Here is a 24,890-nt window from a genome sequence, read left to right on the forward strand (position 1 = left end):
AACCAACAGATCATATGAGAAAGTTTCATATAAAGAAAGGCGACATCGTATTTGTCAACGCCGGTAAGTACAAAGGCAAGACCGGACGGGTCTTGATGATGGACACCAAGAACGAGAGAGCTATCGTCGAGGGATGCAATATCGTCACTCGTCGCACCAAGCCAAGTGCCAAGCATCCACAAGGAGGTATGATCAAGCAAGAAGCCCCCATCCACGTCAGCAACCTCAACCCCGTAGACCCAGTCACTAAAAAGCCTACACGCGTGAGGAGACAACTGAACGAAGCCGGGAAGCTCGAGCGTGTGTCAGTAAGTGGAAATAAGCTCTAACCACTCTTGGTAGGTAAGGAGAGATGCTTGACCACCATGGACAAGCCATCCCAGATTTAATCCCCCACACATTAAGAGACGACGACAAACAACATGTCAAGAGAAAATAGCACAAAAAAAGACTACAAGGAGCGCATCGTACCGGCCCTGATGAAAGAGTTTGGGTACACGACACCCATGCAGGTGCCCGTACTCGAGAAGATCGTCATCAACCAAGGTATCGGCGCTGCAACAGCTGACAAAAAGCTCATCGAAGTGGCTTCCAAGGAGCTGGCGCTCATCACAGGTCAGAAGCCCATCGTACGCACCTCCAAAAAGGATATCAGCAACTTCAAGCTCCGTAAGGGTATGCCCATCGGTGTCATGGTCACCCTTAGACGCGAGAGAATGTACGAGTTTTTGGAGCGTCTCATCCGTATCGCACTCCCACGTATCCGCGACTTCAAGGGTATCAAGAGCGATTTTGACGGACGAGGCAACTACACACTCGGCATCCAAGAGCAGATCATCTTCCCCGAGATCAACCTAGACTCGATCACCAAGATCATGGGTATGAATATCACATTCGTCACCTCAGCAAATACCGACGAAGAGGGATATGCACTCCTGCGTGAGTTTGGACTACCATTTCAGAAGAAGAACTAAATAATAGCATACACACAGATACAATGGCAAAAGAATCAATGAAAGCGCGTGAGCGCAAACGCGAGAGGCTTGTGGCAAAATACGCCGCCAAGCGTGCTCAGCTCAAGGCCGAAGGCGACTACGAAGGTCTGCAGAAGCTACCCAAAAACGCCAGCCCTGTGCGCTTGCACAACCGTTGCAATGTCACCGGACGCCCGAGAGGGTACATGCGTCTGTTTGGCTTGTCACGCATACAGTTTAGAGAGATGGCATCCAAGGGGCTGATCCCCGGAGTCAAAAAAGCCAGCTGGTAAAATGTTTCGGTGGAGGGTTCCCTCCACCGAACACTACCGAGCAAGATCTGAGACGGGGAATCTACCTGGGTCCATGTGACCAAGCAGCCTCATGTCCCCACTCATATCTGCTAGGTGCACACCAAGGCAACAACAAAGGCCTGAAAAGTTTATCCCATGTGTCGTCAGTGACGACCCAAAGGGGTAAACTTTTTTGCTTTTATCCCCCCCCCTGAAGAGGCCCCTTTTGGCCAATCTCAATAGGGAAAAACAGGCGATTTCCGACCCCGAAAAAAATCCCCTGCAACCCATTGATGCCCACCTACTTGCACGAGACCTTGAGTTTCACGGATAGAAGCGAAAGGTTTCACGGATTAAAGCAAAACTTTTCACGGATAGAAGCAAACGGTTTCACGGGTATAAATTTTGAGAAGCGGTAATTTTGTCGTTTTGCTCGGACGCTGCCCGCTATTTTTGTGTGACGAACACACCTCGGAAGATCAGCGCAACGAAAAAGAAGCTCACTTTGGCAGAAAAATCCCTTTTTTGGAAGTGCAGATCTTCAACTTATTAGGAGAGTTGGACAATTTTATTTACCTTTGCACTGCAGTTTTGGTATCGGTATAGCCGGTGCCGATACAGCGACCGAGGTCTGCAAATGCTGATGAGCCCTTGTGGCGTAAGGCATAGCGGATGCTCGAGTATAGTATTTAAATATTATCTGTCGGTCTTTTGGGAGCTGATGCTCGGGTGGTCGGCAGAACAATTTAATCAACATTTTTATGACAGATCCTATAGCAGATTACCTGACGCGGGTCCGTAATGCCATCATGGCCAATCACCGTGTCGTAGAGATTCCTGCCAGCAACATCAAAAAGGAGATGACCAAGATCCTTTTTGAGAAAGGCTACATCCTGAACTACATGTTCGTGGATGGCGAGAATCCTCAAGGGAGCATCAAGATCGCACTCAAGTACGACAAAGGCTCCAAGAAAAACGCTATCCAGCACCTGGAGCGCGTATCGCGCCCCGGACTCCGTAAGTACGTGGGTCACAAAGACCTGCCCCGAGTCCTCAACGGTCTTGGTATCGCGATTCTGTCCACTTCGCGTGGCGTGATGACTAATAAAGAGGCCGACGAACTCCGAATCGGAGGTGAGGTCCTTTGCTACGTCTACTGATTTTTTTTAGAAACCACTATTTGTAAGAATACAACATGTCAAGGATAGGTAAACTACCAATCGAAATTCCTAGCGGTGTTACGGTTTCTATCAAGGATCACGTAGTCACTGTGAAAGGCCCCAAGGGTCAGCTGACTCAAAGGGTTGACCCCTCAATCGAGATCAACGAAGAGGACGGATGTCTGCACTTTGTTGCCACCAACAATGAGAAGCAGACCAACGCTTACCACGGGACATATCGTTCCTTGGTTCATAATATGGTTGTCGGAGTCACCGAGGGCTACAAGAAGACACTGGAGCTGGTGGGTGTCGGATTCAGAGCATCCAACCAAGGCCAACTACTGGAGCTGGCTGTCGGCTTTTCGCACCCGATATACTTGATGCTCCCTGATGAGGTCAAGGTGGAGACCAAGATGGAGCGCAACAAAGCACCTCTGGTGATGCTGGAGAGTGCCGACAAGCAACTCCTTGGTCAAGTATGTGCTAAGCTGCGCTCACTACGTAAGCCGGAGCCTTATAAGGGCAAGGGAATCAAGTTTGAGGGCGAGGTGCTCAGACGTAAGTCGGGCAAGACCGCTGCGAAGTAATTCGATCACTAGCTAAAGCAAAGCACTATGTTAACGAAGAGAGAAAGAAGACAAAAAATAAAGAAGCGCGTCCGCAAAAATATTTTTGGAACACCGGAGCGCCCACGTCTCACAGTATTCCGCTCCAATAAGCAGATCTATGCTCAGGTGATAGATGATGAAGCCGGAAAGACTCTGGCGGCTAGTGATTCTCTGGGTATCGCTGACAAGCTACCCAAGAAAGAGATCGCCGCACAAGTCGGAGAGGCTGTAGCCAAGAAGGCCCTAGATGCCGGAGTGAAGAGCGTTGTGTTTGACCGCAATGGATACCTATTCCATGGGCGTGTGAAGGAACTCGCAGACGCAGCTCGAAAGGCAGGTCTGGATTTCTAAGCTGTTGATGTCGAATAGAAAGAAGAATACCAAAGAGATATGAAAAGAGTAACCTCTATAAACGGCTTAGACCTAAAGGACAGACTCGTTGCCGTGAATCGTGTGACGAAAGTGACCAAGGGTGGTCGTACTTTTTCGCTTGCCGCCATGGTTGTGGTCGGTGATGAAAATGGAATCATCGGCTATGGACTGGGCAAAGCCGCAGAAGTAGCCACTGCGATCAGCAAGGGAACCGAATCCGCAAAGAAAAATTTGATCCAAGTGCCGGTACACAAAGGTACAATCCCTCATGAGGTAAGTGCCAAGTTTTCGGGCGCACGTGTCATGCTCAAACCCGCATCCGAGGGTACTGGAGTAGTAGCCGGAGGTGCCATGCGTGCCGTCTTGGAGAGTGTGGGTATCACGGACTGCCTAGCCAAGAGTAAAGGCTCCAGCAACCCCCACAACCTCGTGAAAGCCACTGTGGCCGCTCTGGCACAGCTCCGTAGCCCGCTGGATGTGGCTCAGGCAAGAGGTGTTTCTGTAGAGAAGGTGTTCAAGGGCTGAACCCAAACCCAACCCAAGACACTTGTCTAAAGTCGAAATATAATCAACCTAGATATGGAAACAATCAAGATAAAGCAGGTGAGGAGTCGCATTCGTTGCCCCAAAGACCAAAAAGCGGCACTCGATGTCCTAGGCCTGAGAAAGTTGAATAAGGTGGTCGAGCTGGAGAAAACCCCATCAGTATTGGGAAACATCCGCAAGGTAAGCCACTTGATTCAGATAGTAGAAGACTAAAGTAGATAACGAATGGTGATAGCCACATCTCGGCCGACAAGGCTCAAGTGTGTGGCCACTATAATAAAGATTAGAGCAATGAGTTTATCTAATTTGAAACCAGCAGCAGGAGCGACCAAGAGCAGACGTCGCATAGGTCGTGGTCAAGGCAGTGGCTACGGTGGTACCTCCACCCGCGGTCACAAGGGTGCCAAGAGCCGCTCCGGATACAAGTCAAAGTTTGGATTTGAGGGCGGTCAGATGCCCTTGCAACGTCGCGTACCCAAGTTTGGCTTCACCAGCCCCAATCGTGTGGAGTATCGTCCGATCAACTTGGATGTGGTCGCCCAATTGGTTGCGGCAAAAGGTAGCAATGAGGTGTCGCTCGAAGACTTTGTAAAGAGCGGTATGGCTCGCAAGAGCGACCTCGTCAAGGTCCTTGGCAATGGCCAACTGGAAGCTAAGGTGACTGTGCATGCTCACGCATTTTCGGCAAGCGCCAAAGAGGCTATCGAAAAAGCCGGTGGCGAGGCATGCGTGATCGGTAAGTAAACTTGCGATAAAAGAAGACGATATCCATGAAGTTTATTCAGACGATCCGGAATATTTTGAAGATAGAGGACCTGCGAAATAGGCTGATCACCACTGTGTGGCTGGTCGTCCTATATCGCTTGGGTACCACTATCGTCCTACCCGGTATAGACCCGGCGTCTCTGGTGGCACTACGGGAGCAGACACGAGGCGGCCTGATGGCCCTGCTCGATATGTTCTCCGGAGGAGCTTTCAGCAACGCCTCTATTTTTGCACTCGGTATCATGCCCTACATCTCTGCATCCATCGTGATGCAGTTGATGGCCATTGTCGTGCCCAGCATCCAAAAGATGCAACGTGATGGCGAGAGCGGCCGCCGAAAGATCAACCAATGGACACGCTATCTGACCGTATTGATCCTCCTGATCCAGGGGCCACTCTACTTGGTCAACCTACGCACTCAACTCCTCCAGAGTGGTGCCGACCTGCCGGGTGGTTTTTGGTTTGGCTTCTCGTCCACACTCTTCATGGCCGCAGGGTCGATGATGACCCTTTGGCTCGGAGAGAGGATCACGGACAAAGGAGTGGGCAACGGTGTGTCTTTTATAATCCTTGTGGGTATCTTGGCACGCTTGCCTCAAGCCTTCGTGGCAGAGGTTGTCCTGCGCTACCAGCTACCGGGAGGACTTTTCGTGATCATCCTGGAGATTATCCTGCTCCTCTTGGTGATGGCCGGTGCCATCCTTTTGGTACAGGGGACCCGTCGAGTACCGGTGCAGTACGCCAAGCGTACCATCGGTAACCGCCAGTTTGGTGGCGCCCGGCAGTACATTCCTCTCAAGGTGAATGCTGCCAATGTGATGCCAATCATTTTTGCGCAGGCTATAATGTTCATCCCACTCTCCTTTATCGGATTTAATGCCAACAACTCATCATCGTTTTGGCAACACTTCGTTTCCGGTCAAGGATTCTGGTACAACTTTATCTTTGCGCTCCTCATAATCCTCTTTACCTACTTCTACACGGCAGTGACCATCAACCCCGGTCAAATGTCCGATGAGCTGAAACGCTCCAATGGATTTATCCCCGGAGTGAAGCCAGGTAAGTCTACCAAGGAGTACTTGGACGAGGTGATGAGCAGAATCACATTGCCCGGTGCAGTCTTCCTTGCACTGGTTGCCATTATGCCGGCCTTCGCTCAGGTGTTTGGCGTCTCAAAAGAGTTTTCACACTTCTTTGGAGGCACATCACTGATCATCTTGGTCGGTGTGGTACTGGATACCTTGCAGCAGATTGAGAGCCACCTCCTACAGCACCACTACGATGGACTATTGGAGACCGGGCATATCAAGGGTCGCCAAGGAAACTTGTACTGATCGACAGCGTCAATACGATAGATATAGAGTAAGATGTTTGGTAGACAAAACAATATCATCCTGAAGACAAGAGATCAGATCGATCTTTTGTACCAAGCCAACCAGCTTGTCGGACGGACACTTGCCGAGGTCGGTAAGCATATCGCCCCTGGTGTGACTACTAAGCAACTGGATACCATAGCCCACGACTTTATCCTAGACCATGGTGCAGTGCCTGCATTTCTCGGATACGATGGCTTCCCCGGAAGTATATGCGCATCGGTCAATGATGTCGTAGTCCATGGGATACCGAGTGACCGAGTTGTCCTCAAGGAGGGCGATGTGATCAGCGTCGACTGCGGTACCATCCTCAATGGCTTTACCGGAGACAGTGCCTTCACCTTCCCTGTAGGCGAGGTGGATCGCAAGGTCTTGCACCTCCTCAACACAACGAAAGAGGCCCTGGAGAAAGGAATCGAAGCCGTCCATGTCGGACGCCGAATCGGAGATATCGGACATGCTGTCCAGACCTACTGTGAGCACGAAAACTTTAGCGTCGTACGCGAGTTTGTCGGACACGGTATCGGACGAGAGATGCATGAGTCCCCCGATGTCCCCAACTACGGGCGTCGAGGTGTGGGACCTGTGATTGAAGAAGGTCTCTGTATCTGTATCGAACCCATGATCAACATGGGATCGAAAAATGTATTGATAGACGATGAGGACGGCTGGACCGTCCGAACAAAAGATGGAAAACCCTCCGCCCACTACGAGCACTGCATAGCAGTGGTTGACGGACGTGCCAAACTGATGAGCTCATTTGAGTTTGTGTACGATGTCCTCGGAGTAAGGCAATTTTAGGGACCTACGAAGCGTAGTCACTTTTATATCAGAAACTGAAAAGAAGAGCGTATGGCAAAACAACCAGCTATAGAGCAGGATGGTGTGATCCTTGAGGCTCTCTCGAACGCAATGTTCAAGGTAGAGCTTGACAATGGTCACCAGATCACGGCGCATATCTCTGGGAAGATGCGTATGCACTACATTCGTATCCTGCCCGGAGATAGGGTGAAGGTAGAGATGTCCCCTTATGACCTAACGAAGGGTCGTATCTCCTACCGCTACAAGTAAGAAAAATAACGACAGAAATAGAAGAGATACCCACCATGAAAGTAAGAGTTTCACTAAAGAAGCGCACACCGGACTGCAAGATCGTACGTCGCAAGGGACGCCTCTATATCATTAACAAAAAGAACCCTAAGTTCAAGCAACGTCAGAAGTGATGTCCGGCCATCGCTTAGAATGATGTACAAGCTATCAAATAAGACAATATTTACAATATGGCAATAAGAATTGTTGGTGTTGACCTACCCCAGGAGAAGCATGGTGCTATAGCGCTCACCGCCATATATGGCATTGGACGGAGTGCTGCATGCACGATCCTTGACAAAGCTGGGATTCCCCATGACGTCAAGGTGAAGGATTGGACGGACGACCAAGCAGCCGCCATCCGTGAGATTATTTCTGCTGAGTACAAAGTAGAGGGAGACCTTCGCAGCGAAATCCAGTTGAATATCAAGCGTCTGATGGACATTGGTTGCTACCGTGGTATACGTCATCGTATAGGCTTGCCACTTCGCGGTCAAAAGACCAAGAACAATGCTCGCACGCGCAAAGGCCGTCGCAAGACCGTTGCTAATAAGAAGAAGGCAACAAAGTAACGTAGTAATCACACCCTATAACTAGTATGGCAAAAAAAACTACTGCAAAAAAGCGGAATGTTCAGGTGGACTCCATTGGGCAAGCCCATATCCACTCCTCATTCAACAATATCATTATCACCCTTACCAACAACCAGGGTCAGGCTATTGCTCAGTCAAGTGCCGGTAAGATGGGATTTCGTAGCTCCAAGAAGAACACTCCTTATGCAGCTCAGATGGCTGCGGAGGATTGTGCAAAGGTTGCCTACGATGCAGGTCTTCGCAAGGTGACTGTTTATGTAAAGGGACCCGGCAATGGCCGTGAGAGTGCGATCCGTACCATTCATGGTGCGGGTATTGAAGTGATGGAGATTGTGGATGTGACGCCTATGCCACACAATGGCTGTCGTCCTCCCAAGAGACGCAAACCCTGATCCGCTAGATACACCAGTCCAACGATAAGAGTGAGAATGAGGGCTGTACGTAGATATATAGTGGTCCGGTTGGCTATTTTTAGCCATAGTCTCGAGCTACTTCTTAGCTCCCATCCGTACCAACGCGGCTGTGCGTGCTGATCCTCATGATATACATTAGTATAAACCTCTAGAAAATAAAAAATATAATGGCAAGATATACAGGCCCAAAGGCCAGGATAAATCGCAAGTTTGGTGAGCAGATCTTTGGCAACGTAAAAACCAAAAAGAATTACCCCCCGGGTCAGCACGGCAACAACCGTCGTCGCAAGACCTCTGAGTATGGTATTCAGCTGCGCGAAAAACAAAAGGCAAAGTACACGTATGGAGTTTTGGAGCGTCAGTTCCGTAAACTTTACGACCAGGCATCTCGCATGAAGGGTGTCCGTGGTGAGATTTTGCTCCAGCTACTAGAGCAACGTCTCGATAATATCGTCTATCGTCTTGGCCTTGCACCTACGCGTGCGGCAGCTCGTCAGCTCGTCAACCACCGCCACATTGTGGTCGATGGTCGTGTCATGGATATTCCCTCCTACAGTGTACAGCCCGGCCAAGTGGTAGGGATACGCGAGCGCTCCAAGAGTGTGGAGGTGATCTCTGACGCTGTGCATTCGCTCAGCCACAACCAGTATCCTTGGTTGTCCTGGGATGCCGCCTCTATGAGTGGATCGTTGCTCCACATCCCCGAGCGTGCTGACATTCCGGAGAATATCACCGAGCAGGCTATTGTTGAATTGTATTCTAAGTAATACGAACTACCTAACCCCGTTTTACTTACACTTATTCCTAAATATAGAGACATGGCATTATTAGCATTTCAAAAACCCGATCGTGTGATCATGCTCGAGTCTTCGCCTACACACGGCAAGTTCGAGTTCAAGCCACTTGAGCCAGGATACGGAATGACGATTGGTAATGCACTCAGGCGGATCTTATTGTCTTCGCCGGAGGGCTATGCTATCAACTCGATAAAGATCGATGGGGTGCAGCATGAGTTTGCCACCATTCCGGGTGTACTGGAGGATGTGACCAATATCATCCTCAACCTCAAGAAAATCCGTCTCAAGCATCGCCCGGATGCCGATGTGGAGGAGACCGTGATGGTCAGTGTCAATGGTAAAGAGAATACACAGTTTACCGGTAAGGACATTTCTGACCAGCTTCAGGGTTTTGACGTGCTCAACAAGGATCTGGCGATCTGTCACCTAGATCAATCTGCCGCCTTTACGATCCAGCTGACTATCGACAAGGGTAGGGGATGGGTCCCGGCGGAGGATATTGCTGAGACTTTCAGCGATCCGTTGCAGATTGCGATTGATGCCATATACACCCCTATTACCAATGTAAAGATTGATGTCGACAACACTCGTGTGGGGCAAAAGACCGACTACGACAAGTTGACCATTGATATCGACACCGACGGCTCGATTTCCCCGACAGATGCGCTAAAGGATGCGGCTGATATCCTGATGCACCACTTTGCTCTCTTTACCGATGAGCATATTGATGTCGAGATCGAGGAAGAGGAGGAGGTCGTATTTGATGACGACACACTCCGGACTCGCCAGTTGCTAAAGACTAGGTTGGCCGACGTAGAATTGTCGGTACGCGCCCTCAACTGCCTACGCGGTGCCGGTGTGGAGACCTTGGGTGACTTGGTGGGTAAAAGCCACAGCGACCTCCTAAAGTTCCGCAACTTTGGGAAAAAATCGCTCTCCGAGATCGAGGAGCTGTTTGAGAAGCTGGGTCTGACCTTTGGCATGGAAGTGAGTAAGTACAAACTTGATAAAGAGTAACAGACGATAATGAGACACAATAATAAATTCAACCACCTTGGCCGTACAGCAAGCCACCGCAGTGCGATGCTATCCAATATGGCTAATTCGTTGATTCAGCATAAGCGTATCACCACCACATTGGCCAAGGCTAAGGCTCTCCGAGTATACCTCGAGCCATTGGTGACCAAATCCAAGGAGGACACTACCCACTCCCGCCGTGTTGTATTCAGCAAGCTGCAAAACAAGCATACTGTAGCTGAGCTTTTCTCCAACATTGCCGGAAAAGTGGCTGAGCGTCCGGGCGGTTACCTGCGTATCCTCAAACTTGGTCGTCGTCAGGGTGACGATGCCATGATGGCTATCGTTGAGTTCGTAGACTTCAACGAGGAGCGCACCAAGGTGGCCAAGAAGTCAGAGGCAACCAAGAAGACTCGTCGCTCTCGCCGTGGAGGCAAAAAGTCCGAGACTGCACAAGCAACAGAGCCTACTTCTACCGAAGCAACCACCGAGGTGGCTGCTCAAGGTGCAGACAAAGAGGCAGGCAAGGAGGAGTAATCCTCTCCTGACCCAATCTATTTTTAGAGTGACCATTTCGAGCCATCGAAGTGGTCACTTTTTTTTTGATCCTTTACGGGGGTCCAGACTTATCGGGTGGGAGCCGGCTCATCTGCTCACCGGGTGGTTGTCTTTCTCGCTGTCACCTATCGGGTCCCCTTTCCGTTGGCCATATCGCTGATTGTTTGTATCTTTCTGTGTGGCAGAGGGCGGATAGGGCCTCTGCGGAGAGGCGATTTACTTGATTGCCATTGGGGATTTGGAGCCAAACACGTACTTGGTCATTTATCCCCGAGCATTGGAGCGAGAGCCTGTTTGTGGTAGTGCGTGCCGATGGCTTTGTTTTTGGGGCCACTGCTATTTTAGAGGAGACAGTACTATGGCTATCTACGATACATTGGGGGTGAGAGACGCTGTATGGTCGACGAGTGAGGGTAGGATACCACATAGGTCGCTAGGTTTCTCTGTAGGTGGGCTATGCGCCATTCTAGTACGGGTCGTGCTGTCGCATCATTATTGCTTCGTGACCCTTTGTCTCCTTCTTTCTATAGCCTGTTTGTCCTCATGTCACCCGGCTCCCAGGCTTGATCCTCGTACCGAGCCACTACTGGACAGTCTGGATTACCTGATCGATAGTCGTGCACACTATGCTGACCTCACGGAGGGACGCCTTGCGGAGCTTCGTGAGGCTTTGGCAGCGGCTCCGGATCGTCCGTCTCAGTACTATGCGACCCTTCGTCTTGCCCGTGGCTATCGCTCCTGTCGCTTCGACTCCGCTCACAAGTATGCGCTGGAGGCGGTGGAGCTGGGTCGCCTGTTGGGACCCAGTGAGCTGCGCGCTGCCTCGGTGGACCTGGCCTATTGCTACCTTGCGTCCGGGCTTTTCATGGAGGCGTCTGAGGTGATTCGGCAGATTGATCGCCACGGCCTTAGCACGGATGAGTGGGTGGAGCTGTACCGACTGGAGATGAAAAAAAACTTTGACCTGGCGCAGTACACCGGCCACACCTCCGACCTCTCGGAGCAGTATCGCCGTAGGGGGCTTGCCTATGCCGATTCGGCCCTCCGGCTTTTGCCCGATGGGTCGGCTATGCGACTCTATATACTGGCACACTACCAGCTGGAGCAGGGGCAGGTGGCTCCTGCACTTCGGACACTGGAGAGCTATATTGCGCTGGATGGACTTGCGGACAGCGATAGGGCCATCGCCTATTCCCTCATGGGTCAGGCCTATATGCGGCAGGCCGACCTGACATCAGCCATTGAGTGCTTTGCGGTGTCGGCTGAGTATGATATCCTGTCCGGCACACGTGAGACTACTTCGATCGGGCAGTTGGCCACTCTTTTGTACAAAAAAGGGGAGACGGTGCGAGCCATGCGGTACATAGATGTGGCACTGGAGGATGCCAACTACTACGATGCCAAGCACCGCAAGACGAGTGTGGGCGATATACGCCCTGTGATCGAGGAGAGTCGGTTGCGAGAGACAGAGTTGCGTCGCCGTCAGATGGTGATCTATAGTGTCTCCCTCTCGGTGCTGTGCCTTTTGTTGGGTATCGCTGTTGTGGTGATCGTCGTGCAGATGCGTCGGTTGCGCCAGGCGACCCGTACGATCCTCCTCAAAAATCGGGATCTGAGCCGGACCAATGAGCGTCTCTTGGAGGCCAATACGATCAAGGACGAGTACATTGGTCTTTCCTTTAGCCGCCAAGCGGAGTATATGCGTGAGCAGGAGGAGCTTAGCCTATTTGTTCTTCAAAAGTTGGAGTCTGGTCAGTACGATGCGTTGCGCAAGAGCTTTCGTCGGAGCCATATCGTCCGGGGGCGCAAGGAGATGTATTTGGACTTTGACGAGACTTTTACCCGCCTTTTCCCAACCTTTGTCACGGAGTACAATCAGCTCTTTCCGCCTGAGGAACGTGAGGAGATGCCTGCCGGTAGTGCCATGACCCCCGAGATGAGGATCTTTGCCCTGATACGTGTGGGTATCATAGATACGGAGCAGATTGCACGCTTCCTCAACTACTCCACCAATACGATCAACACCTACAAGACACGTGCCAAAAACCGCTCCTTGGTGGACAACAAGGATTTTGAGAGCACGGTGATGAATATTGGCCGATTGAGGTGAAATTTTTGCCTCCAAAAAGAGCTCTTCTCAACTCATTGGTTGTGAGTGGATTGTAGATGACTGTTTCCTTCACGGATAGAAGCGATCTGTTTCACGGATAGAAGCAAAAGTTTTCACGGATAGAAGCGATCGATTTCACGGATAGAAGCAAAAGCGTCTTCGTATTTATGTCTTTTGGGGCAATAAAACTTCGGTGCGTTTTTCACTCGCTTGCAGGGATCAATTTGCGTCCTATTGGTGTGCGTGTTTTGCTTTTTCTCCCCTCCAAGAGGGATATATTGATTATATTTTTGTGGTGGTCCTATTTTATTAAGTGGCTATGAATTAGGGATATATAATTTTATTTGTCCTTGATTCGTTATATTATTTTAGGGTTATTTGATTAAGTGGATCTTTGGACGCAATTTTGTCCTAAATCCGTATTTGATAGGAGTCGTACAGAGATGCTTTTTGGGCTGTACCTCCGACGACAGAGAGTAAACAAATCACAAAACCACTAAAGTAGTAGTCATGAAACCACGTACACTTCTTTGCCTAATTTTTTCATCGCTCATGGCCTTCGTGTCGGCCGGTGCACAGGAGACGCTTGTGTCGCCCAATGGAAAGTTGAGCATGACTTTTGCCCTAACCTCCGCCGGAGAGCCGACCTACCGGCTCAGCTATGGTGACAAGCCGGTTACGGCGGTCAGCAAGCTTGGTTTTTACCTCCACAACAACCCTGATGGCGATTTGGTCGAGGGCTTTGAGGAGGTGGAGGCTGTTCGCTCCACTTTCGACGAGACTTGGCAGCCCGTTTGGGGTGAGGAGCTGGAGATCCGCAACCACTACAATGAGCTACTGGTATGCCTCAAGCAGACCTCCAATGGTCGGCTGATGAATGTCCGCTTTCACCTCTTTGACGATGGCTTGGGCTTTCGGTACGAGTTTCCGGATCAGGAGCGTCTGACCTACTTTACGGTACGTGAGGAGGCGACGGAGTTTGCGATGGTGGGTGACCCCACAGCGTGGTGGATCACGGGTGACTACGATAGCCAGGAGTACAACTACACCGAGAGCCGTATCTCCCAGATCCGGAGCCTGTACGACCGGGCGAGGATGTACAATGCTTCGCAGCAGGATTTTTCCAAGACGGGCGTCCAGACCCCTCTGCAGCTGAAGGACGACCGTGGCCTCTATATCAATATCCATGAGGCGGCGTTGATCGACTTCCCGGCGATGAATCTCGAGCTGGACGATCGTCGTATGGTCTTTCATGTCCACCTGACTCCGGATGCGATCGGGAACAAGGGGTATGTCCAGACCGAGTTTAATACCCCGTGGCGTACTCTGATCGTGAGCGACGATGCCCGTGACATCCTGGCGAGTCGACTGGTCTACAACCTCAATGAGCCTTGCAAGCTGGAGGATACCTCCTGGATCAAGCCGATGAAGTACATGGGTGTATGGTGGGAGATGATCACCGGTAAGAGCACTTGGGCCTATACGGATGACCTGAGGAGTGTGCACCTAGGTGTGACGGACTACTCCAAGGTGAAGCCCAACGGCAAGCATGCGGCCAACACCAAGCGAGTGAAAGAGTACATCGACTTTGCAAGCAAGCACGGTATCACCGGTATGCTGGTGGAGGGATGGAACGAAGGCTGGGAGGATTGGTTTGGCAAGCAAAAGGACTATGTCTTTGACTTTGTCACGCCGTACCCGGACTTTGATGTCAATGAGATCCAGCGGTATGCCAAGTCCAAGGGTGTGAAGATGATCATGCACCATGAGTCATCCAGCTCTGTGCGCAACTATGAGCGTCATCTGGATCGTGCCTACCAGTTCATGGTCGACCACGGCTATGGTGCGGTGAAGAGTGGCTATGTGGGAGACATCATCCCTCGTGGCGAGTACCACTATGGCCAGTGGATGGTGAACCACTACCTTTTTGCCATCAAGCGTGCCGCCGAGTACCGCATCACGGTCAATGCGCATGAGAGTGTGCACATGACCGGTCTCAGCCGTACGTACCCCAACCTTTTGTCGCAAGAGTCCGCCAAGGGCCAAGAGTTTCAGACGGGAGGCAATCCCTCCAACCACCTGACCATCCTGCCCTTTAGTCGCCTCGTGGGTGGTCCCATGGACTATACGCCGGGTATCCTCAATATGGACCTGAGCCGTCTCAACCCGGACAACCACAACGTAGTGCACTCGACTGTGTGCAACCAGCTCGGTAGCTACCTCACCATGTACACACCGCTGCAGATGGCGGCCGACCTACCCGAGTACTACGAGGAGCGGATGGATGCTTTTGCCTTCATCAAGGCTGTGCCTGTGGAGTGGAGCCAAAGTGTCTACGTGGAGGCCGAGCCCGGACGGTACGTGACTGTGGCTCGCAAAGACAAGTCGAGTGAGGACTGGTACCTGGGAAGTGTCAGCGGTGTCGATCGCAAGACAGTGATCAAGCTGGACTTCCTGACCCCCGGCAAACGCTATACCGCCAAGATCTGGCAGGATGCCGAGGACGCACACTACCTCACGAACCAATATGCCTATACGATAACCGAAAGGACAGTGACTTCAGCGGATACACTCAGCCTCAATGAGGTGGAGGGCGGAGGCTTTGCGGTGATCCTTTCGGCCGAAAAATAATCCTTTTTTCCTAAAAACCACATTTAGCTTATGAGCAAAAATATCTCAAGGTATTTGTTTCTCTCGGCAGCCCTGATCCTGGGACTGTGCGGGATGCCCCTAGCCTCGTTGGCACAATCGGTGCTTGCCACCGGGACCGTCGCAGACGCTCAGGGCGACCCAATGCCCGGCGTGACCGTGCGTGTGACGACCAAGAGTGGCGTGGGTACAATCACCAATATCAATGGCGAATTCAAACTAAAAGTAGACAAGAGCGACAAACTGTTGTTTTCGTACGTCGGCTATGTAGACCAAGAAATAGAGGTGGCTGGCCGGACTTTTCCGCTGCATGTGATCCTCAAGGACGACTCCGAGCTCCTCGATGAGGTGGTAGTGATCGGCTACGGATCGGTGCAGAAAAAGGACCTCACCGGCTCCATCACGACAATCTCCAGCAAGGACTTCCAGAAAGGGGCTATCGCCACTCCGGACCAGCTCATCACCGGTAAGATCGCCGGTGTGCAGATCGTACCAGGCGGTGGAGCTCCCGGCTCCGGTGCTATGATCCGTATCCGTGGCGGTGCCTCACTCAATGCCTCCAACAACCCCCTCATCGTGATTGACGGGGTGCCGATGGAGGGTAGCACACTGCCCGGTGCACCTAGTCCGCTTAGCTCCATCAACCCCGCAGACATTGAGTCGATGAACGTCCTCAAGGACGCATCCGCCACTGCGATCTATGGATCTCGTGCCTCCAATGGTGTGATCATCATCACCACCAAAAAAGGTAGCCTAGGACAGCCGATACGCGTGCAGGCCTCTACTCGATTCTCCGTCTCTACTCCGCGTAAGTATGTCGACGTCTATACAGGCGACGAGATCCGCGCAATCGTGAAGAAGAGTGGCGAGCAAAAGTATATCGACATGCTGGGCAAGGAAAATACCGACTGGCAAAAGGCAATCTACCAGACCGCCCTCGGTACGGACAACAACGTCAGCATCAGCGGGGCCACCTCTTGGCTCCCCTACCGTGTCTCCGTAGGCTACTACGACGAGAAGGGTATCCTCAAGACCGACCACATGCAACGCGTCACCGGTGACCTGAGCCTGACCCCTCACTTCCTCAACGAGGACCTCACCGTGACCCTAAACGTGAAAGGCTCCTACACCCGCAATCGCTACGCTGACAAGGGTGCCATCGATGGCGCTGTCCGGATGGATCCGACTCAGCCTATCATGTCCAAGGAGGCGATCTACAAGCCTTTTGGCGGCTACTGGTTCCTCACCGGCGAAAATGACAAGGGCCAGGTGATCCCCCGAGCCCTAGCCCCTCGCAATCCACTTGCCCTCCTGATGGAGAAGGATGACCGAGGCACCACAGGACGGATCATTGCCAACTCAATGATCACCTACAAGCTCCCTTTCGTCAAGGGACTGAGCATGAACCTCAACCTAGCCTATGACTACGGAGTGGGACAAGGACGAACCTATATCCCCGTGAATGCTCCGCTCAATGAGTACACCAACCAAAATGTCATCGGCAAGGGCGGACTAGACAAAAAGTACCGTCAGGAGAAGACCAATAAACTCCTCGACTTTTATGTCAACTACAAGAAAGAGTCCAAGGCCATCCTGGGCAGCCTCGATCTGATGGCGGGATACTCCTACCAGGACTGGATGACCAAGGACTACAAGTACTCCGAAAAGACAGCCGCAGGCACGGAGTACAACAAGCCGGTCTTCCCCTACGATCTGCCACGGAATACCCTTGTCTCTTTCTATGGTCGTGTCAATTATTCACTGCTCGATCGCTACCTTTTCACCGCCACTGTGCGTACCGATGGCTCCTCTCGCTTTGCGCCCAAGTATCGCTGGGGTGTATTCCCCTCATTGGCACTGGCGTGGAAGGTCAAGGAAGAGTCCTTCCTCAAGGAGGTAGACGCAATCAGCGACCTAAAGCTCCGCCTTGGCTACGGTCTGACCGGACAACAGGACGGTATCGCCAACTATAGCTACCAGTCTGTCTATGCCCTCAGTGGCAACCAGAAGAGGTACCTTTTTGGCGACAAGTGGTACAACATGTACAAGCCGGCCGCCTACGATGCGGAGATCAAGTGGGAGCAGACTGCCACCACCAACATAGGTCTCGACTATGGCTTCCTCAAGGGACGCCTCTACGGCTCTCTCGACCTCTACGTCAAGCACACCAAGGACCTGCTCAATACGATTCCGGTACCGGCGGGAGCCAACTTCTCCAACAAGCTCCTCACCAACATCGGCTCCATGACCAACAAGGGTGCCGAGCTGTCTGTGAACTACATTCCGATCGAGACCAAGGACTGGAACTGGGTGCTCAACTTCAATGCCACCTACAACCAGACCAAGATCACTCAGCTGACTCAGGTCGAGGATCCTACCTATCTAGGTGCAGAAGTGGGCGGTATCAATGGTGCTGTCAGCAACAATGCCCAGATCCACTCCGTGGGCTACGAACCCTATTCCTTCTTTGTCTACAAGCAGGTCTATGATGCGAAAGGAAAGCCCATAGAGGGCGTATTTGCTGACCTCAATGGCGATGGCAAGATCGACAACTACGACAAGTATCACTGTGGCAAGCCGGCACCGGACTTCCTATTCGGCTTTGGCACTTCCCTGCGGTACAAAGGGCTCACCATGTCGACCTCGTTGCGTGCCAATGTCGGCAATAAGATCTACGACAACGTCTCCAGCGACAATGCTACCCTCACATCGATCAAAGATCCTCTGGGATGGATCCGCAATGCGACACACGACTACAGCGCATCCGGGTTTGTCAACAACCACTATCTCTCCGACTACTACGTACGCGATGCATCATTCCTCAAGATGGACAACCTGACCCTGAGCTACGACTTTGGTCGGGTGTTCAACAACACGGTAGGTATCAACCTTGGAGCAACGGTACAGAATGTCTTTACCCTCACTTCGTACAAGGGCATTGACCCCGAGGTGGCAAAGAATGACAACGACCCCGGAAAGGTCTCCACAGGTATAGACTATCAGTTTTACCCCATTCCTCGTACCTACTCCATCAGTCTGGGACTCACCTTTTAAGCCATGCAAAAGATTATGAGAAAAACTACCATACTCGCTTCAGCCCTACTGACCGGGCTTCTCTTTTCGTCCTGCGTCCGTGACCTCAACCGGGTGCCTACCAATGATGTCACCGGACCCAAAGTCTTCACCACAGAACTGGGTACTCGACAGGCTTTGGCCAAGGTCTATGGCGCCTGGTCGCTCACGGAGGATGATGTCGTGGGCATCGATGACGGATTTACAGGCTTTACCAGAGCATTTTTCAACCTACAGGAGCTTCCGACGGACGAGGTCAAGTGTGCCTGGAACGATGAGGCAGTAAAGGGATTGAGTGACTGTACCTGGGATGCCAGTACCGGGTTTGTCGCCGGAGCCTACTATCACTCCATCATTCAGATCAAGTACGCCAATGAGTTTTTGTCCAATGTGGACAAATCCCCCATCAAGTCTGAGGAAAAGGAGCAGATGAAAGCGGAGGCTCGCTTCATCCGTGCCTATCAGTACTGGGTGCTGATGGACCTCTTTGGGGATGTTCCATTTGTCACGGAGAAGACACCGACCGGAAAGACGGCGCCCGAGAAGATCGCCCGCAAGGAGCTCTACGACTACATTGTCTCGGAGCTAAAGGCCATAGAGCCACTACTCAAGCCCGCACGCCGGCAGGAGTACGGTCGTGCCGACCAAGCCGCAGCACAGGCGCTCCTCGCTCGTGTTTACCTCAATGCAGAGGTCTACACCGGCACCAAACACTATGCCGAGGCGGCAGAGTATGCTGAGAAAGTCATTGCCGCAGGATACAAACTGCATGGGAAATACAGCGAGCTTTTTGGGGCGGACAACCACAAGTACACCGATGAGATCATCCTCTCCATCGTGTCTGATGGGCAAAACGCTCAGAGCTACGGTTCTGCCACCTTCCTTGTCGGCGCCTCCTACAACGATGATATGTGCAAACTGCTGAAGGAGAAAGGTCTCCTCCCCATTCTCGGTACCAATAGCAAGTGGGGTGGCAATCGCGCCACACCGACCTTTGCCAAGCTCTTCGGCACGGCAGATAGTCGCAATCTGCTCCTCAAGTCAACCGACACCATCGAGAAGCTCTCCGACTTTGACCAAGGTGTCTATGTCTATAAGTACACCAACGTCACCAGCGATGGCAAGCCCGGCAGTCACGCCGACTTTTGCGATCTGGACTTCCCCCTCTTCCGTCTCGCCGAGATGTACCTCATCTATGCTGAGTGTGCCGCTAGAGGAGAGGCTGACAAGGGCAAGGGGCTAAACTACCTCAACCTCGTCCGCACCCGTGCAGGTGTCGCACCGGAAAACAACCTCGTCCTCGCCAAGATCATCGACGAGCGTGGGCGAGAGCTCTACTGGGAGGGACATCGTCGTACCGACCTAATCCGCTTTGGACTCTTCACCTCCGGTAGCTACCTATGGGAGTGGAAGGGTGGAAGGCCCGGCGGAGCAGCACTGACTGCCGACAGAGTACTCTACCCCATCCCTGCCGCAGATGCGCTTGCCAATCCTAATCTTCGTCCCAAAAGCAAATGACTCAGACTATGAATAAAATACACTACCTGGCATCCGCCACTCTGATCATACTCATCCTCTCCCTCGCAGCAGGATGCAGCAGCAAAGATCCTATGGAGAGCTTTGACGCTGTCCTCTCCACCAAGGTACCTGCCACGCTGGACAAGCCTGCCTCCACTGTGCTGACGATTACGCCGGAGAGTACCGGTACCCTTGACCTCCACTGGAGTGCCGCCAAGTACGGAGACAAGATCTCCGCCACCTACACTCTCGTCCTCACCCGAGCAGGGAGCAAGAAGCGGATTGAGCTCCCGATAGCCACGGGTGTTCGCCGGATCTCTCTGCCCCTCACCGAGCTCAACAAAAAGCTTGTCACCGAGCTGGAAATGGAGTGCGACAAACCCGGAAAGGTCGCTGTCACCGTAGAGGCACTGCCCTTGGCTATCAAAGGCAACCCCGCTACGCTTGAGAGCTACAAGACCACTTCGGCACCACTGGAGCTGACTGTCACCCCCTTCTTTGTCGCTGTTCGCCCCGATCTTTACTTCCTTGTAGGAAACCTCAGTGGTAGAGACGGCGCACCTGTGTGGCAGGAGAAAAACAACGATCACCTCCTCTTTGCCGACGACAACAACGCCTTGAAATACCACTACTACGGCTACCTCAAGGCGGATGCCGCCTTCAAGATCTTCCCCGAAGCCAGCATCGGCGCATGGAATAATATCCTGGGGCTAAAGGACGGCAAGCTCGATATGAGCGGTGGCGATATCAAGCTACCAGCAGGGTCAGCAGCCGGGTACTACCACATTACCTTCACGGTCAATAGGGGTACGCTCGATCCCTCCAAGGCGACCATTGTGTTTGAGCCCTATGATGCATCCGCCAAGGATACATACGACAAGATCGGTATTATCGGTACCGCCGGTATCGACTGGGATCACGACCTCTCCCTCGAGCAGTCCAAGACCGAGCCACACCTCTGGATCGGTAGAGAGATCACGCTCAAGGAGGGTGAGTTCAAGCTACGTGCCAATGCCGCTTGGTCCAAAAGCTGGGGTGGCGAAAAGAAGGATCAGTTCCCCACCGACTTTAGCATTGCCGCCGGGGGTCAAAACTGGAAGGTCACGGCCAAAGAAGCCGGGATCTACACGGTGTACTTCAATGACCTGACCGGCAACCTCTTCTTTCATAAGCACAAAAAGTAAAGTTGCCCCGACTTAGTTAATACACAACAAAAACAACAGGCTTCCGCAGGAGGAGTGGATCGTGATTCACTCCCCTGTCGGAGGCCTTTTTCTTTTTCCCCTTATTATTATGCCCCACCGTTCCGGGCTACTTGCCCTTTTACTCTTTTGAGACTGTTGCACGAAGGCGATCTGCGGCGTTGCTTTCGGAATTCGGCCTAGGTCACGAACGTGAGTACGCTCCCTTCGGCCAGGTAGGCCTTGGTGCCCTACGTGCACCTTGCCCTCATCCTCAGGCCTTGCATCTCATCCTTCGTGCAAAGTCTCAGCACATTTGCTTCAAATGTGCGAGAATGGCACTTCGTGCAACATTCTCTTTTTTTGTGCCAGCCTAAATGTGTCGATAGCGTCTGCACGTCCCACCATACAGCTACACCTCTGGTGGGTCGGTATGCAGGACCCCAAGCTCCAGCTCCTACTGTACGGCAAGGAGGTGAGCGTACTTGCGCAGGTGACCAAGCCCGTGGCCCGAAAAAAACTAAGCCGATCGCCTTCGTGCAACAGCCCTTTTTTTGACCAAAATAGGGGGCAAAAGACTCCGGAGGAGTGGGGTGTCAATTTTTCTTCTATCCGTCTAAGCGATTTCTTCTATCCGTCTAAGCGATTTCTTCTATCCGTGAAACGTTTTGCTTCTATCCGTGAAACGTTTTGCTTCTATCCGTGAAACGTTTTGCTTCTATCCGTGAAACTCGACGTTCACTGTAAGTGTCTGATTGCCAATGCTCCCGAGAGGGGACTTTTTTGACCCCCGAAACGTCGTCTTTTTACCCTTTTTGAGGGGTTGTCCGGAGAGGAAAAGGCATCGAATTTTGCAACCTGTGTCGATGCTCTGTTTTGCGATCTCCGGTGGGTCAACAAGCCTTTGGAGAGGGCGGAGACTTTTTTGCCGAACATGGTTTTTCCAAATCAGACTGAAATGAGTATCTTTACGAGACAAGGATATTTAGAGAGTGTCGCACTGAGTCCGGCTCTACTTTGTCGCTTTTTGTTGTCTTGCGCAGTGCCAAGTCTCTGCCCCAATGATTGTGCCCAAAAGCCACTTCGTGTGATGTGCTCCCTTTACGAACATGCTGTCCAGTGTGATGGCCAAACCTCTTAATAGATATAGACAAGTTATGATCAACCTAGAGCCCAAAATTGTATTCAAGTACTTTGACCAACTGACCAAGATCCCTCGTCCCTCCAAGAAGGAGGAGAAGGTGATCGCCTACTTGGAGGCCTTTGCAAAGGAGCACAACCTGCCGTGCAAAAAGGACAAGGCCGGCAATATCCTGATCTCCAAGCCGGCGACCAAAGGGTACGAAAATCGCAAGAGCATTGTCCTACAGAGTCACATGGACATGGTGTGTGAGAAAAATAAGGATGTGGACTTTGACTTTGAGACCGATGCGATCCAGACCTACATTGAGGATGGTTGGCTAAAGGCCAAAGGGACCACCCTGGGTGCCGACAACGGTATCGGTGTGGCTATCGAGCTGGCGATCCTGGCGTCCGACGATATCGAGCATGGTCCTCTGGAGTGCTTGTTTACGGTGGATGAGGAGACGGGTCTGACCGGTGCGATGGAGCTGGAGCGGAGTTTTTTTGAGAGCGATATCCTGCTCAATCTCGACAGTGAGGACGAGGGGGAGATGTTCATCGGCTGTGCCGGTGGCAAGGGAACTATGGTGGAAATGGAGTACACCAAGACCTATGCCGACCCCGACCTGGTCTATCTGCGGATAGATGTGACCGGGTTGCGTGGCGGACACTCGGGTGGAGATATCCACTTGGGGCTGGGCAGTGCGGTCAAGATCCTGGCTCGGACACTGTATGAGCTGAGTGCCGATGTGGACTATGAGCTGGCCGAGATCGATGCCGGCAACCTGCACAATGCGATCGCACGTGAGGGTCATGCGGTGATCGGGGTAGATCCGAGCGACAAAGAGAGCGTGGTGGCCTGTGTCAACCACTTTTGCGCACAAGTACAGGGTGAGCTAAAGGGGGTAGATGAGGGTGTGAAGATAACGGTGTCGACGACTACCAAGCCGGAGTTTTGTATCGATGAGGAGACATCGGATCGCTTGATTGCCGCTTTGATCGCTTGTCCGCACGGAGTGCTCACGATGAGCCATGCCATCGAGGGCTTGGTGGAGACCTCTACCAACTTGGCCTCGGTGAAGATGCAAAACAAGGAGGGCGATGATGTCCTCTTCGTGGAGACCTCGCAACGTAGCTCCAATGAGTCTCTGCTGGAGATGGCTGGCGATATGGTGACCACTGCATTTTCACTGGCAGAGGGCTATGTCTACGAGCGTGACGGCTATCCCGGGTGGGAGCCCAATATGGACTCAGAGATCCTCAAGGTGGTCGTGGATAGCTACAAGCGCTTGTTTGGAAAGGCTCCGGCTGTGAAGGCAATCCATGCCGGGCTGGAGTGTGGCCTTTTCAAGCAGAAGTATCCGCAGCTGGATATGGTCTCCTTTGGCCCGACGATGCGTGATGTCCACTCGCCAAATGAGCGAATGGAGGTGTCGACCATGCAACAGGTATGGGCGCACCTACTGGATATCCTCAAGCACGCTCCTGTAAAGGCGTAATCACTTGGGATCGGAGTGCTTGCATCTCTTGAGCCAAGGACCCACTCTCACTATGGTGTCACCGACGGGGTGTGGCGCAGAAGCGTCCGCCCGAGTCGGTGGCTCTGTGGCTTGGGGTGGATGCTTGGGGTGGCTCTCTCGCTACTCGTGATGGAGGGCATGGTGCTTGCACAGGAGGGAGGAGCGCGGCTGAGAGTGGTATCGTACAATGTCGAAAACCTCTTTGACACCTCCGATGACCCTCGGTCGGCCGATGAGGCTTTTTTGGCCTCCGGTGCCTACCACTGGACAGAGGGTAAGTACCACACCAAGATCAAGCAGACGGCTCGTGTGCTCTCCGACTTGGGCGAGTGGAGCTATCCGGCTTTGGTAGGGCTGGTGGAGGTGGAGAACCAAGCTGTGGTACGAGACCTCGTCGATCACCGGAGCCTGCGCTCTCAGGACTACCGTATGGCCGTGAGCCGTGGTGCTGACCCGAGAGGGATCGATGTGGCGTTGCTGTGGCACCCGAAGCACTTTAGGCAACTGGAGGCGTACGAGATCCCACACTATGGAGAGCCCCTGTACTACCCTCTCCGGCGTGACCCACGCACTCGACAGGAGCGGTCCGGATCCGGGCGCAACTCCCTATGGGTGGTGCTGGAGGACAAAAAGACGGGAGAGCCACTGGATGTGCTGGTGGTGCATCTCCCCAGTCGCCGAGGAGGGGTGCGTGCCTCTGAGGAGAAGCGGGGCCGAGTCTGTGCCAAGATCCACCGTGTGCTGGACCACATTGTAGATCAGCGTCCGACCCCCAGAATAGTGGTGATGGGAGACTTCAATGATACCCCCGGTGACAGAGCTGTGCTGGATTCGCTCCGGACTTTTTCGGCCAAAGAGGCCCACGGAGACTATCGGAACGATCGGCTGTACAACCTGGCGTTGCCACTCGAGGAGGAGGGAGTGGGCTCCCACTACTTTGAGCAAGGAGCTTGGTTGCCAGACCAGATCATGGTGTCGGGTGCTTTGCTGGATGGTCGACAGAGGTTGCATGTGGACACGATCGGACAGCGGGTCTTTAGCCCCGAGTACATGAGCTTGGAGGGACGGCCCAAGCGTTCTTTTCGCGGAACGCACTACAGCGGAGGTGGATTTTCGGACCATTTCCCGGTATATATAGACTTAATCATCAACTAATCAAT

General features: G+C 52.5%; 26 protein-coding genes. All 26 read left to right on the forward strand.

The window, feature by feature from the left end; all coding sequences use genetic code 11:
- Positions 1-14 precede the first annotated feature (14 nt).
- The 26 genes from rplX to AC1EK1_RS03695 all read left to right on the forward strand — a co-directional run bounded on the left by rplX (position 15) and on the right by AC1EK1_RS03695 (position 24,885).
- Positions 15-329, forward strand: a complete 315-nt coding sequence (rplX, locus tag AC1EK1_RS03570; RefSeq protein ID WP_480305758.1) for a 50S ribosomal protein L24 — start codon at positions 15-17, stop codon at positions 327-329.
- A 93-nt stretch (positions 330-422) separates the two neighbouring features.
- Positions 423-974, forward strand: a complete 552-nt coding sequence (gene rplE / locus AC1EK1_RS03575; RefSeq protein ID WP_480305759.1) for a 50S ribosomal protein L5 — start codon at positions 423-425, stop codon at positions 972-974.
- Between the two features lie 23 nt (positions 975-997).
- Positions 998-1,267 carry a 30S ribosomal protein S14 gene (rpsN, locus tag AC1EK1_RS03580; RefSeq protein WP_480305760.1) on the forward strand — a complete coding sequence of 90 codons (270 nt, stop codon included), beginning with the start codon at positions 998-1,000 and terminating at the stop codon, positions 1,265-1,267.
- Positions 1,268-2,028: 761 nt separating this feature from the next.
- Positions 2,029-2,427: a 30S ribosomal protein S8 gene (gene rpsH, locus AC1EK1_RS03585; protein ID WP_480305762.1), complete on the forward strand. Its 399-nt coding sequence runs from the start codon at positions 2,029-2,031 to the stop codon at positions 2,425-2,427.
- A 35-nt stretch (positions 2,428-2,462) separates the two neighbouring features.
- Positions 2,463-3,014: a 50S ribosomal protein L6 gene (rplF, locus tag AC1EK1_RS03590; protein ID WP_480305763.1), complete on the forward strand. Its 552-nt coding sequence runs from the start codon at positions 2,463-2,465 to the stop codon at positions 3,012-3,014.
- Positions 3,015-3,041: 27 nt separating this feature from the next.
- Positions 3,042-3,386 carry a 50S ribosomal protein L18 gene (gene rplR, locus AC1EK1_RS03595; RefSeq protein WP_480305765.1) on the forward strand — a complete coding sequence of 115 codons (345 nt, stop codon included), beginning with the start codon at positions 3,042-3,044 and terminating at the stop codon, positions 3,384-3,386.
- A gap of 39 nt (positions 3,387-3,425) precedes the next feature.
- Positions 3,426-3,932, forward strand: coding sequence for a 30S ribosomal protein S5 (gene rpsE / locus AC1EK1_RS03600; protein WP_480305766.1), 507 nt, complete (start codon positions 3,426-3,428; stop codon positions 3,930-3,932).
- 54 nt (positions 3,933-3,986) lie between these two features.
- Positions 3,987-4,166 (forward strand): 50S ribosomal protein L30, encoded by a 180-nt coding sequence (gene rpmD, locus AC1EK1_RS03605; protein WP_480305768.1) that lies wholly within the window; start codon positions 3,987-3,989, stop codon positions 4,164-4,166.
- Positions 4,167-4,244: 78 nt separating this feature from the next.
- Complete coding sequence (rplO, locus tag AC1EK1_RS03610) at positions 4,245-4,697, forward strand: 50S ribosomal protein L15 (RefSeq protein ID WP_480305770.1); 453 nt, start codon at positions 4,245-4,247, stop codon at positions 4,695-4,697.
- A 26-nt stretch (positions 4,698-4,723) separates the two neighbouring features.
- Positions 4,724-6,052 (forward strand): preprotein translocase subunit SecY, encoded by a 1,329-nt coding sequence (gene secY, locus AC1EK1_RS03615; protein ID WP_480305772.1) that lies wholly within the window; start codon positions 4,724-4,726, stop codon positions 6,050-6,052.
- 33 nt (positions 6,053-6,085) lie between these two features.
- The gene (gene map / locus AC1EK1_RS03620; protein WP_480305773.1) at positions 6,086-6,892 is read left to right on the forward strand and encodes a type I methionyl aminopeptidase; all 807 of its coding nucleotides are present in this window, start codon (positions 6,086-6,088) and stop codon (positions 6,890-6,892) included.
- A gap of 51 nt (positions 6,893-6,943) precedes the next feature.
- Entirely contained in the window at positions 6,944-7,162 is a 219-nt protein-coding gene (infA, locus tag AC1EK1_RS03625) for a translation initiation factor IF-1 (protein ID WP_480305774.1), read from the forward strand.
- A gap of 35 nt (positions 7,163-7,197) precedes the next feature.
- Positions 7,198-7,314, forward strand: a complete 117-nt coding sequence (gene ykgO, locus AC1EK1_RS03630) for a type B 50S ribosomal protein L36 (protein WP_480305775.1) — start codon at positions 7,198-7,200, stop codon at positions 7,312-7,314.
- A gap of 57 nt (positions 7,315-7,371) precedes the next feature.
- Positions 7,372-7,752: a 30S ribosomal protein S13 gene (gene rpsM, locus AC1EK1_RS03635; RefSeq protein ID WP_480305776.1), complete on the forward strand. Its 381-nt coding sequence runs from the start codon at positions 7,372-7,374 to the stop codon at positions 7,750-7,752.
- Positions 7,753-7,778: 26 nt separating this feature from the next.
- Entirely contained in the window at positions 7,779-8,165 is a 387-nt protein-coding gene (rpsK, locus tag AC1EK1_RS03640; RefSeq protein ID WP_480305777.1) for a 30S ribosomal protein S11, read from the forward strand.
- A gap of 188 nt (positions 8,166-8,353) precedes the next feature.
- Complete coding sequence (gene rpsD / locus AC1EK1_RS03645; protein ID WP_480305778.1) at positions 8,354-8,953, forward strand: 30S ribosomal protein S4; 600 nt, start codon at positions 8,354-8,356, stop codon at positions 8,951-8,953.
- A gap of 51 nt (positions 8,954-9,004) precedes the next feature.
- Positions 9,005-10,000, forward strand: a complete 996-nt coding sequence (locus tag AC1EK1_RS03650; RefSeq protein WP_480305779.1) for a DNA-directed RNA polymerase subunit alpha — start codon at positions 9,005-9,007, stop codon at positions 9,998-10,000.
- 9 nt (positions 10,001-10,009) lie between these two features.
- A complete protein-coding gene (rplQ, locus tag AC1EK1_RS03655) occupies positions 10,010-10,537 on the forward strand; it encodes a 50S ribosomal protein L17 (RefSeq protein WP_480305780.1) in 528 nt (175 codons plus the stop codon).
- 379 nt (positions 10,538-10,916) lie between these two features.
- On the forward strand, positions 10,917-12,668 hold the full coding sequence (locus AC1EK1_RS03660; protein ID WP_480305781.1) for a DUF6377 domain-containing protein: 1,752 nt from the start codon (positions 10,917-10,919) through the stop codon (positions 12,666-12,668).
- Positions 12,669-13,178: 510 nt separating this feature from the next.
- A complete protein-coding gene (locus AC1EK1_RS03665; protein WP_480305783.1) occupies positions 13,179-15,299 on the forward strand; it encodes a glycoside hydrolase family 97 protein in 2,121 nt (706 codons plus the stop codon).
- Positions 15,300-15,329: 30 nt separating this feature from the next.
- The gene (locus tag AC1EK1_RS03670) at positions 15,330-18,371 is read left to right on the forward strand and encodes a SusC/RagA family TonB-linked outer membrane protein (RefSeq protein ID WP_480305785.1); all 3,042 of its coding nucleotides are present in this window, start codon (positions 15,330-15,332) and stop codon (positions 18,369-18,371) included.
- Positions 18,372-18,386: 15 nt separating this feature from the next.
- Positions 18,387-19,907 (forward strand): RagB/SusD family nutrient uptake outer membrane protein, encoded by a 1,521-nt coding sequence (locus AC1EK1_RS03675; protein ID WP_480305786.1) that lies wholly within the window; start codon positions 18,387-18,389, stop codon positions 19,905-19,907.
- 8 nt (positions 19,908-19,915) lie between these two features.
- Complete coding sequence (locus AC1EK1_RS03680; RefSeq protein ID WP_480305787.1) at positions 19,916-21,091, forward strand: SusE domain-containing protein; 1,176 nt, start codon at positions 19,916-19,918, stop codon at positions 21,089-21,091.
- Positions 21,092-21,413: 322 nt separating this feature from the next.
- Entirely contained in the window at positions 21,414-21,794 is a 381-nt protein-coding gene (locus AC1EK1_RS03685; protein WP_480305789.1) for a cyclomaltodextrinase N-terminal domain-containing protein, read from the forward strand.
- Between the two features lie 451 nt (positions 21,795-22,245).
- Positions 22,246-23,709: an aminoacyl-histidine dipeptidase gene (locus AC1EK1_RS03690; protein WP_480305790.1), complete on the forward strand. Its 1,464-nt coding sequence runs from the start codon at positions 22,246-22,248 to the stop codon at positions 23,707-23,709.
- Between the two features lie 15 nt (positions 23,710-23,724).
- Positions 23,725-24,885: an endonuclease/exonuclease/phosphatase family protein gene (locus tag AC1EK1_RS03695; RefSeq protein ID WP_480305791.1), complete on the forward strand. Its 1,161-nt coding sequence runs from the start codon at positions 23,725-23,727 to the stop codon at positions 24,883-24,885.
- The last annotated feature ends 5 nt before the right edge of the window (positions 24,886-24,890 follow it).

This window comes from Porphyromonas sp. C0026D3 (assembly GCF_056590775.1).

Coding starts and splice junctions, on each gene's coding strand:
- rplX (WP_480305758.1), top strand. CDS start 15: ATGAGAAAGTTTCATATAAAGAAAGGCGACATCGTATTTGTCAACGCC.
- rplE (WP_480305759.1), top strand. CDS start 423: ATGTCAAGAGAAAATAGCACAAAAAAAGACTACAAGGAGCGCATCGTA.
- rpsN (WP_480305760.1), top strand. CDS start 998: ATGGCAAAAGAATCAATGAAAGCGCGTGAGCGCAAACGCGAGAGGCTT.
- rpsH (WP_480305762.1), top strand. CDS start 2,029: ATGACAGATCCTATAGCAGATTACCTGACGCGGGTCCGTAATGCCATC.
- rplF (WP_480305763.1), top strand. CDS start 2,463: ATGTCAAGGATAGGTAAACTACCAATCGAAATTCCTAGCGGTGTTACG.
- rplR (WP_480305765.1), top strand. CDS start 3,042: ATGTTAACGAAGAGAGAAAGAAGACAAAAAATAAAGAAGCGCGTCCGC.
- rpsE (WP_480305766.1), top strand. CDS start 3,426: ATGAAAAGAGTAACCTCTATAAACGGCTTAGACCTAAAGGACAGACTC.
- rpmD (WP_480305768.1), top strand. CDS start 3,987: ATGGAAACAATCAAGATAAAGCAGGTGAGGAGTCGCATTCGTTGCCCC.
- rplO (WP_480305770.1), top strand. CDS start 4,245: ATGAGTTTATCTAATTTGAAACCAGCAGCAGGAGCGACCAAGAGCAGA.
- secY (WP_480305772.1), top strand. CDS start 4,724: ATGAAGTTTATTCAGACGATCCGGAATATTTTGAAGATAGAGGACCTG.
- map (WP_480305773.1), top strand. CDS start 6,086: ATGTTTGGTAGACAAAACAATATCATCCTGAAGACAAGAGATCAGATC.
- infA (WP_480305774.1), top strand. CDS start 6,944: ATGGCAAAACAACCAGCTATAGAGCAGGATGGTGTGATCCTTGAGGCT.
- ykgO (WP_480305775.1), top strand. CDS start 7,198: ATGAAAGTAAGAGTTTCACTAAAGAAGCGCACACCGGACTGCAAGATC.
- rpsM (WP_480305776.1), top strand. CDS start 7,372: ATGGCAATAAGAATTGTTGGTGTTGACCTACCCCAGGAGAAGCATGGT.
- rpsK (WP_480305777.1), top strand. CDS start 7,779: ATGGCAAAAAAAACTACTGCAAAAAAGCGGAATGTTCAGGTGGACTCC.
- rpsD (WP_480305778.1), top strand. CDS start 8,354: ATGGCAAGATATACAGGCCCAAAGGCCAGGATAAATCGCAAGTTTGGT.
- AC1EK1_RS03650 (WP_480305779.1), top strand. CDS start 9,005: ATGGCATTATTAGCATTTCAAAAACCCGATCGTGTGATCATGCTCGAG.
- rplQ (WP_480305780.1), top strand. CDS start 10,010: ATGAGACACAATAATAAATTCAACCACCTTGGCCGTACAGCAAGCCAC.
- AC1EK1_RS03660 (WP_480305781.1), top strand. CDS start 10,917: ATGGCTATCTACGATACATTGGGGGTGAGAGACGCTGTATGGTCGACG.
- AC1EK1_RS03665 (WP_480305783.1), top strand. CDS start 13,179: ATGAAACCACGTACACTTCTTTGCCTAATTTTTTCATCGCTCATGGCC.
- AC1EK1_RS03670 (WP_480305785.1), top strand. CDS start 15,330: ATGAGCAAAAATATCTCAAGGTATTTGTTTCTCTCGGCAGCCCTGATC.
- AC1EK1_RS03675 (WP_480305786.1), top strand. CDS start 18,387: ATGAGAAAAACTACCATACTCGCTTCAGCCCTACTGACCGGGCTTCTC.
- AC1EK1_RS03680 (WP_480305787.1), top strand. CDS start 19,916: ATGAATAAAATACACTACCTGGCATCCGCCACTCTGATCATACTCATC.
- AC1EK1_RS03685 (WP_480305789.1), top strand. CDS start 21,414: ATGTGCGAGAATGGCACTTCGTGCAACATTCTCTTTTTTTGTGCCAGC.
- AC1EK1_RS03690 (WP_480305790.1), top strand. CDS start 22,246: ATGATCAACCTAGAGCCCAAAATTGTATTCAAGTACTTTGACCAACTG.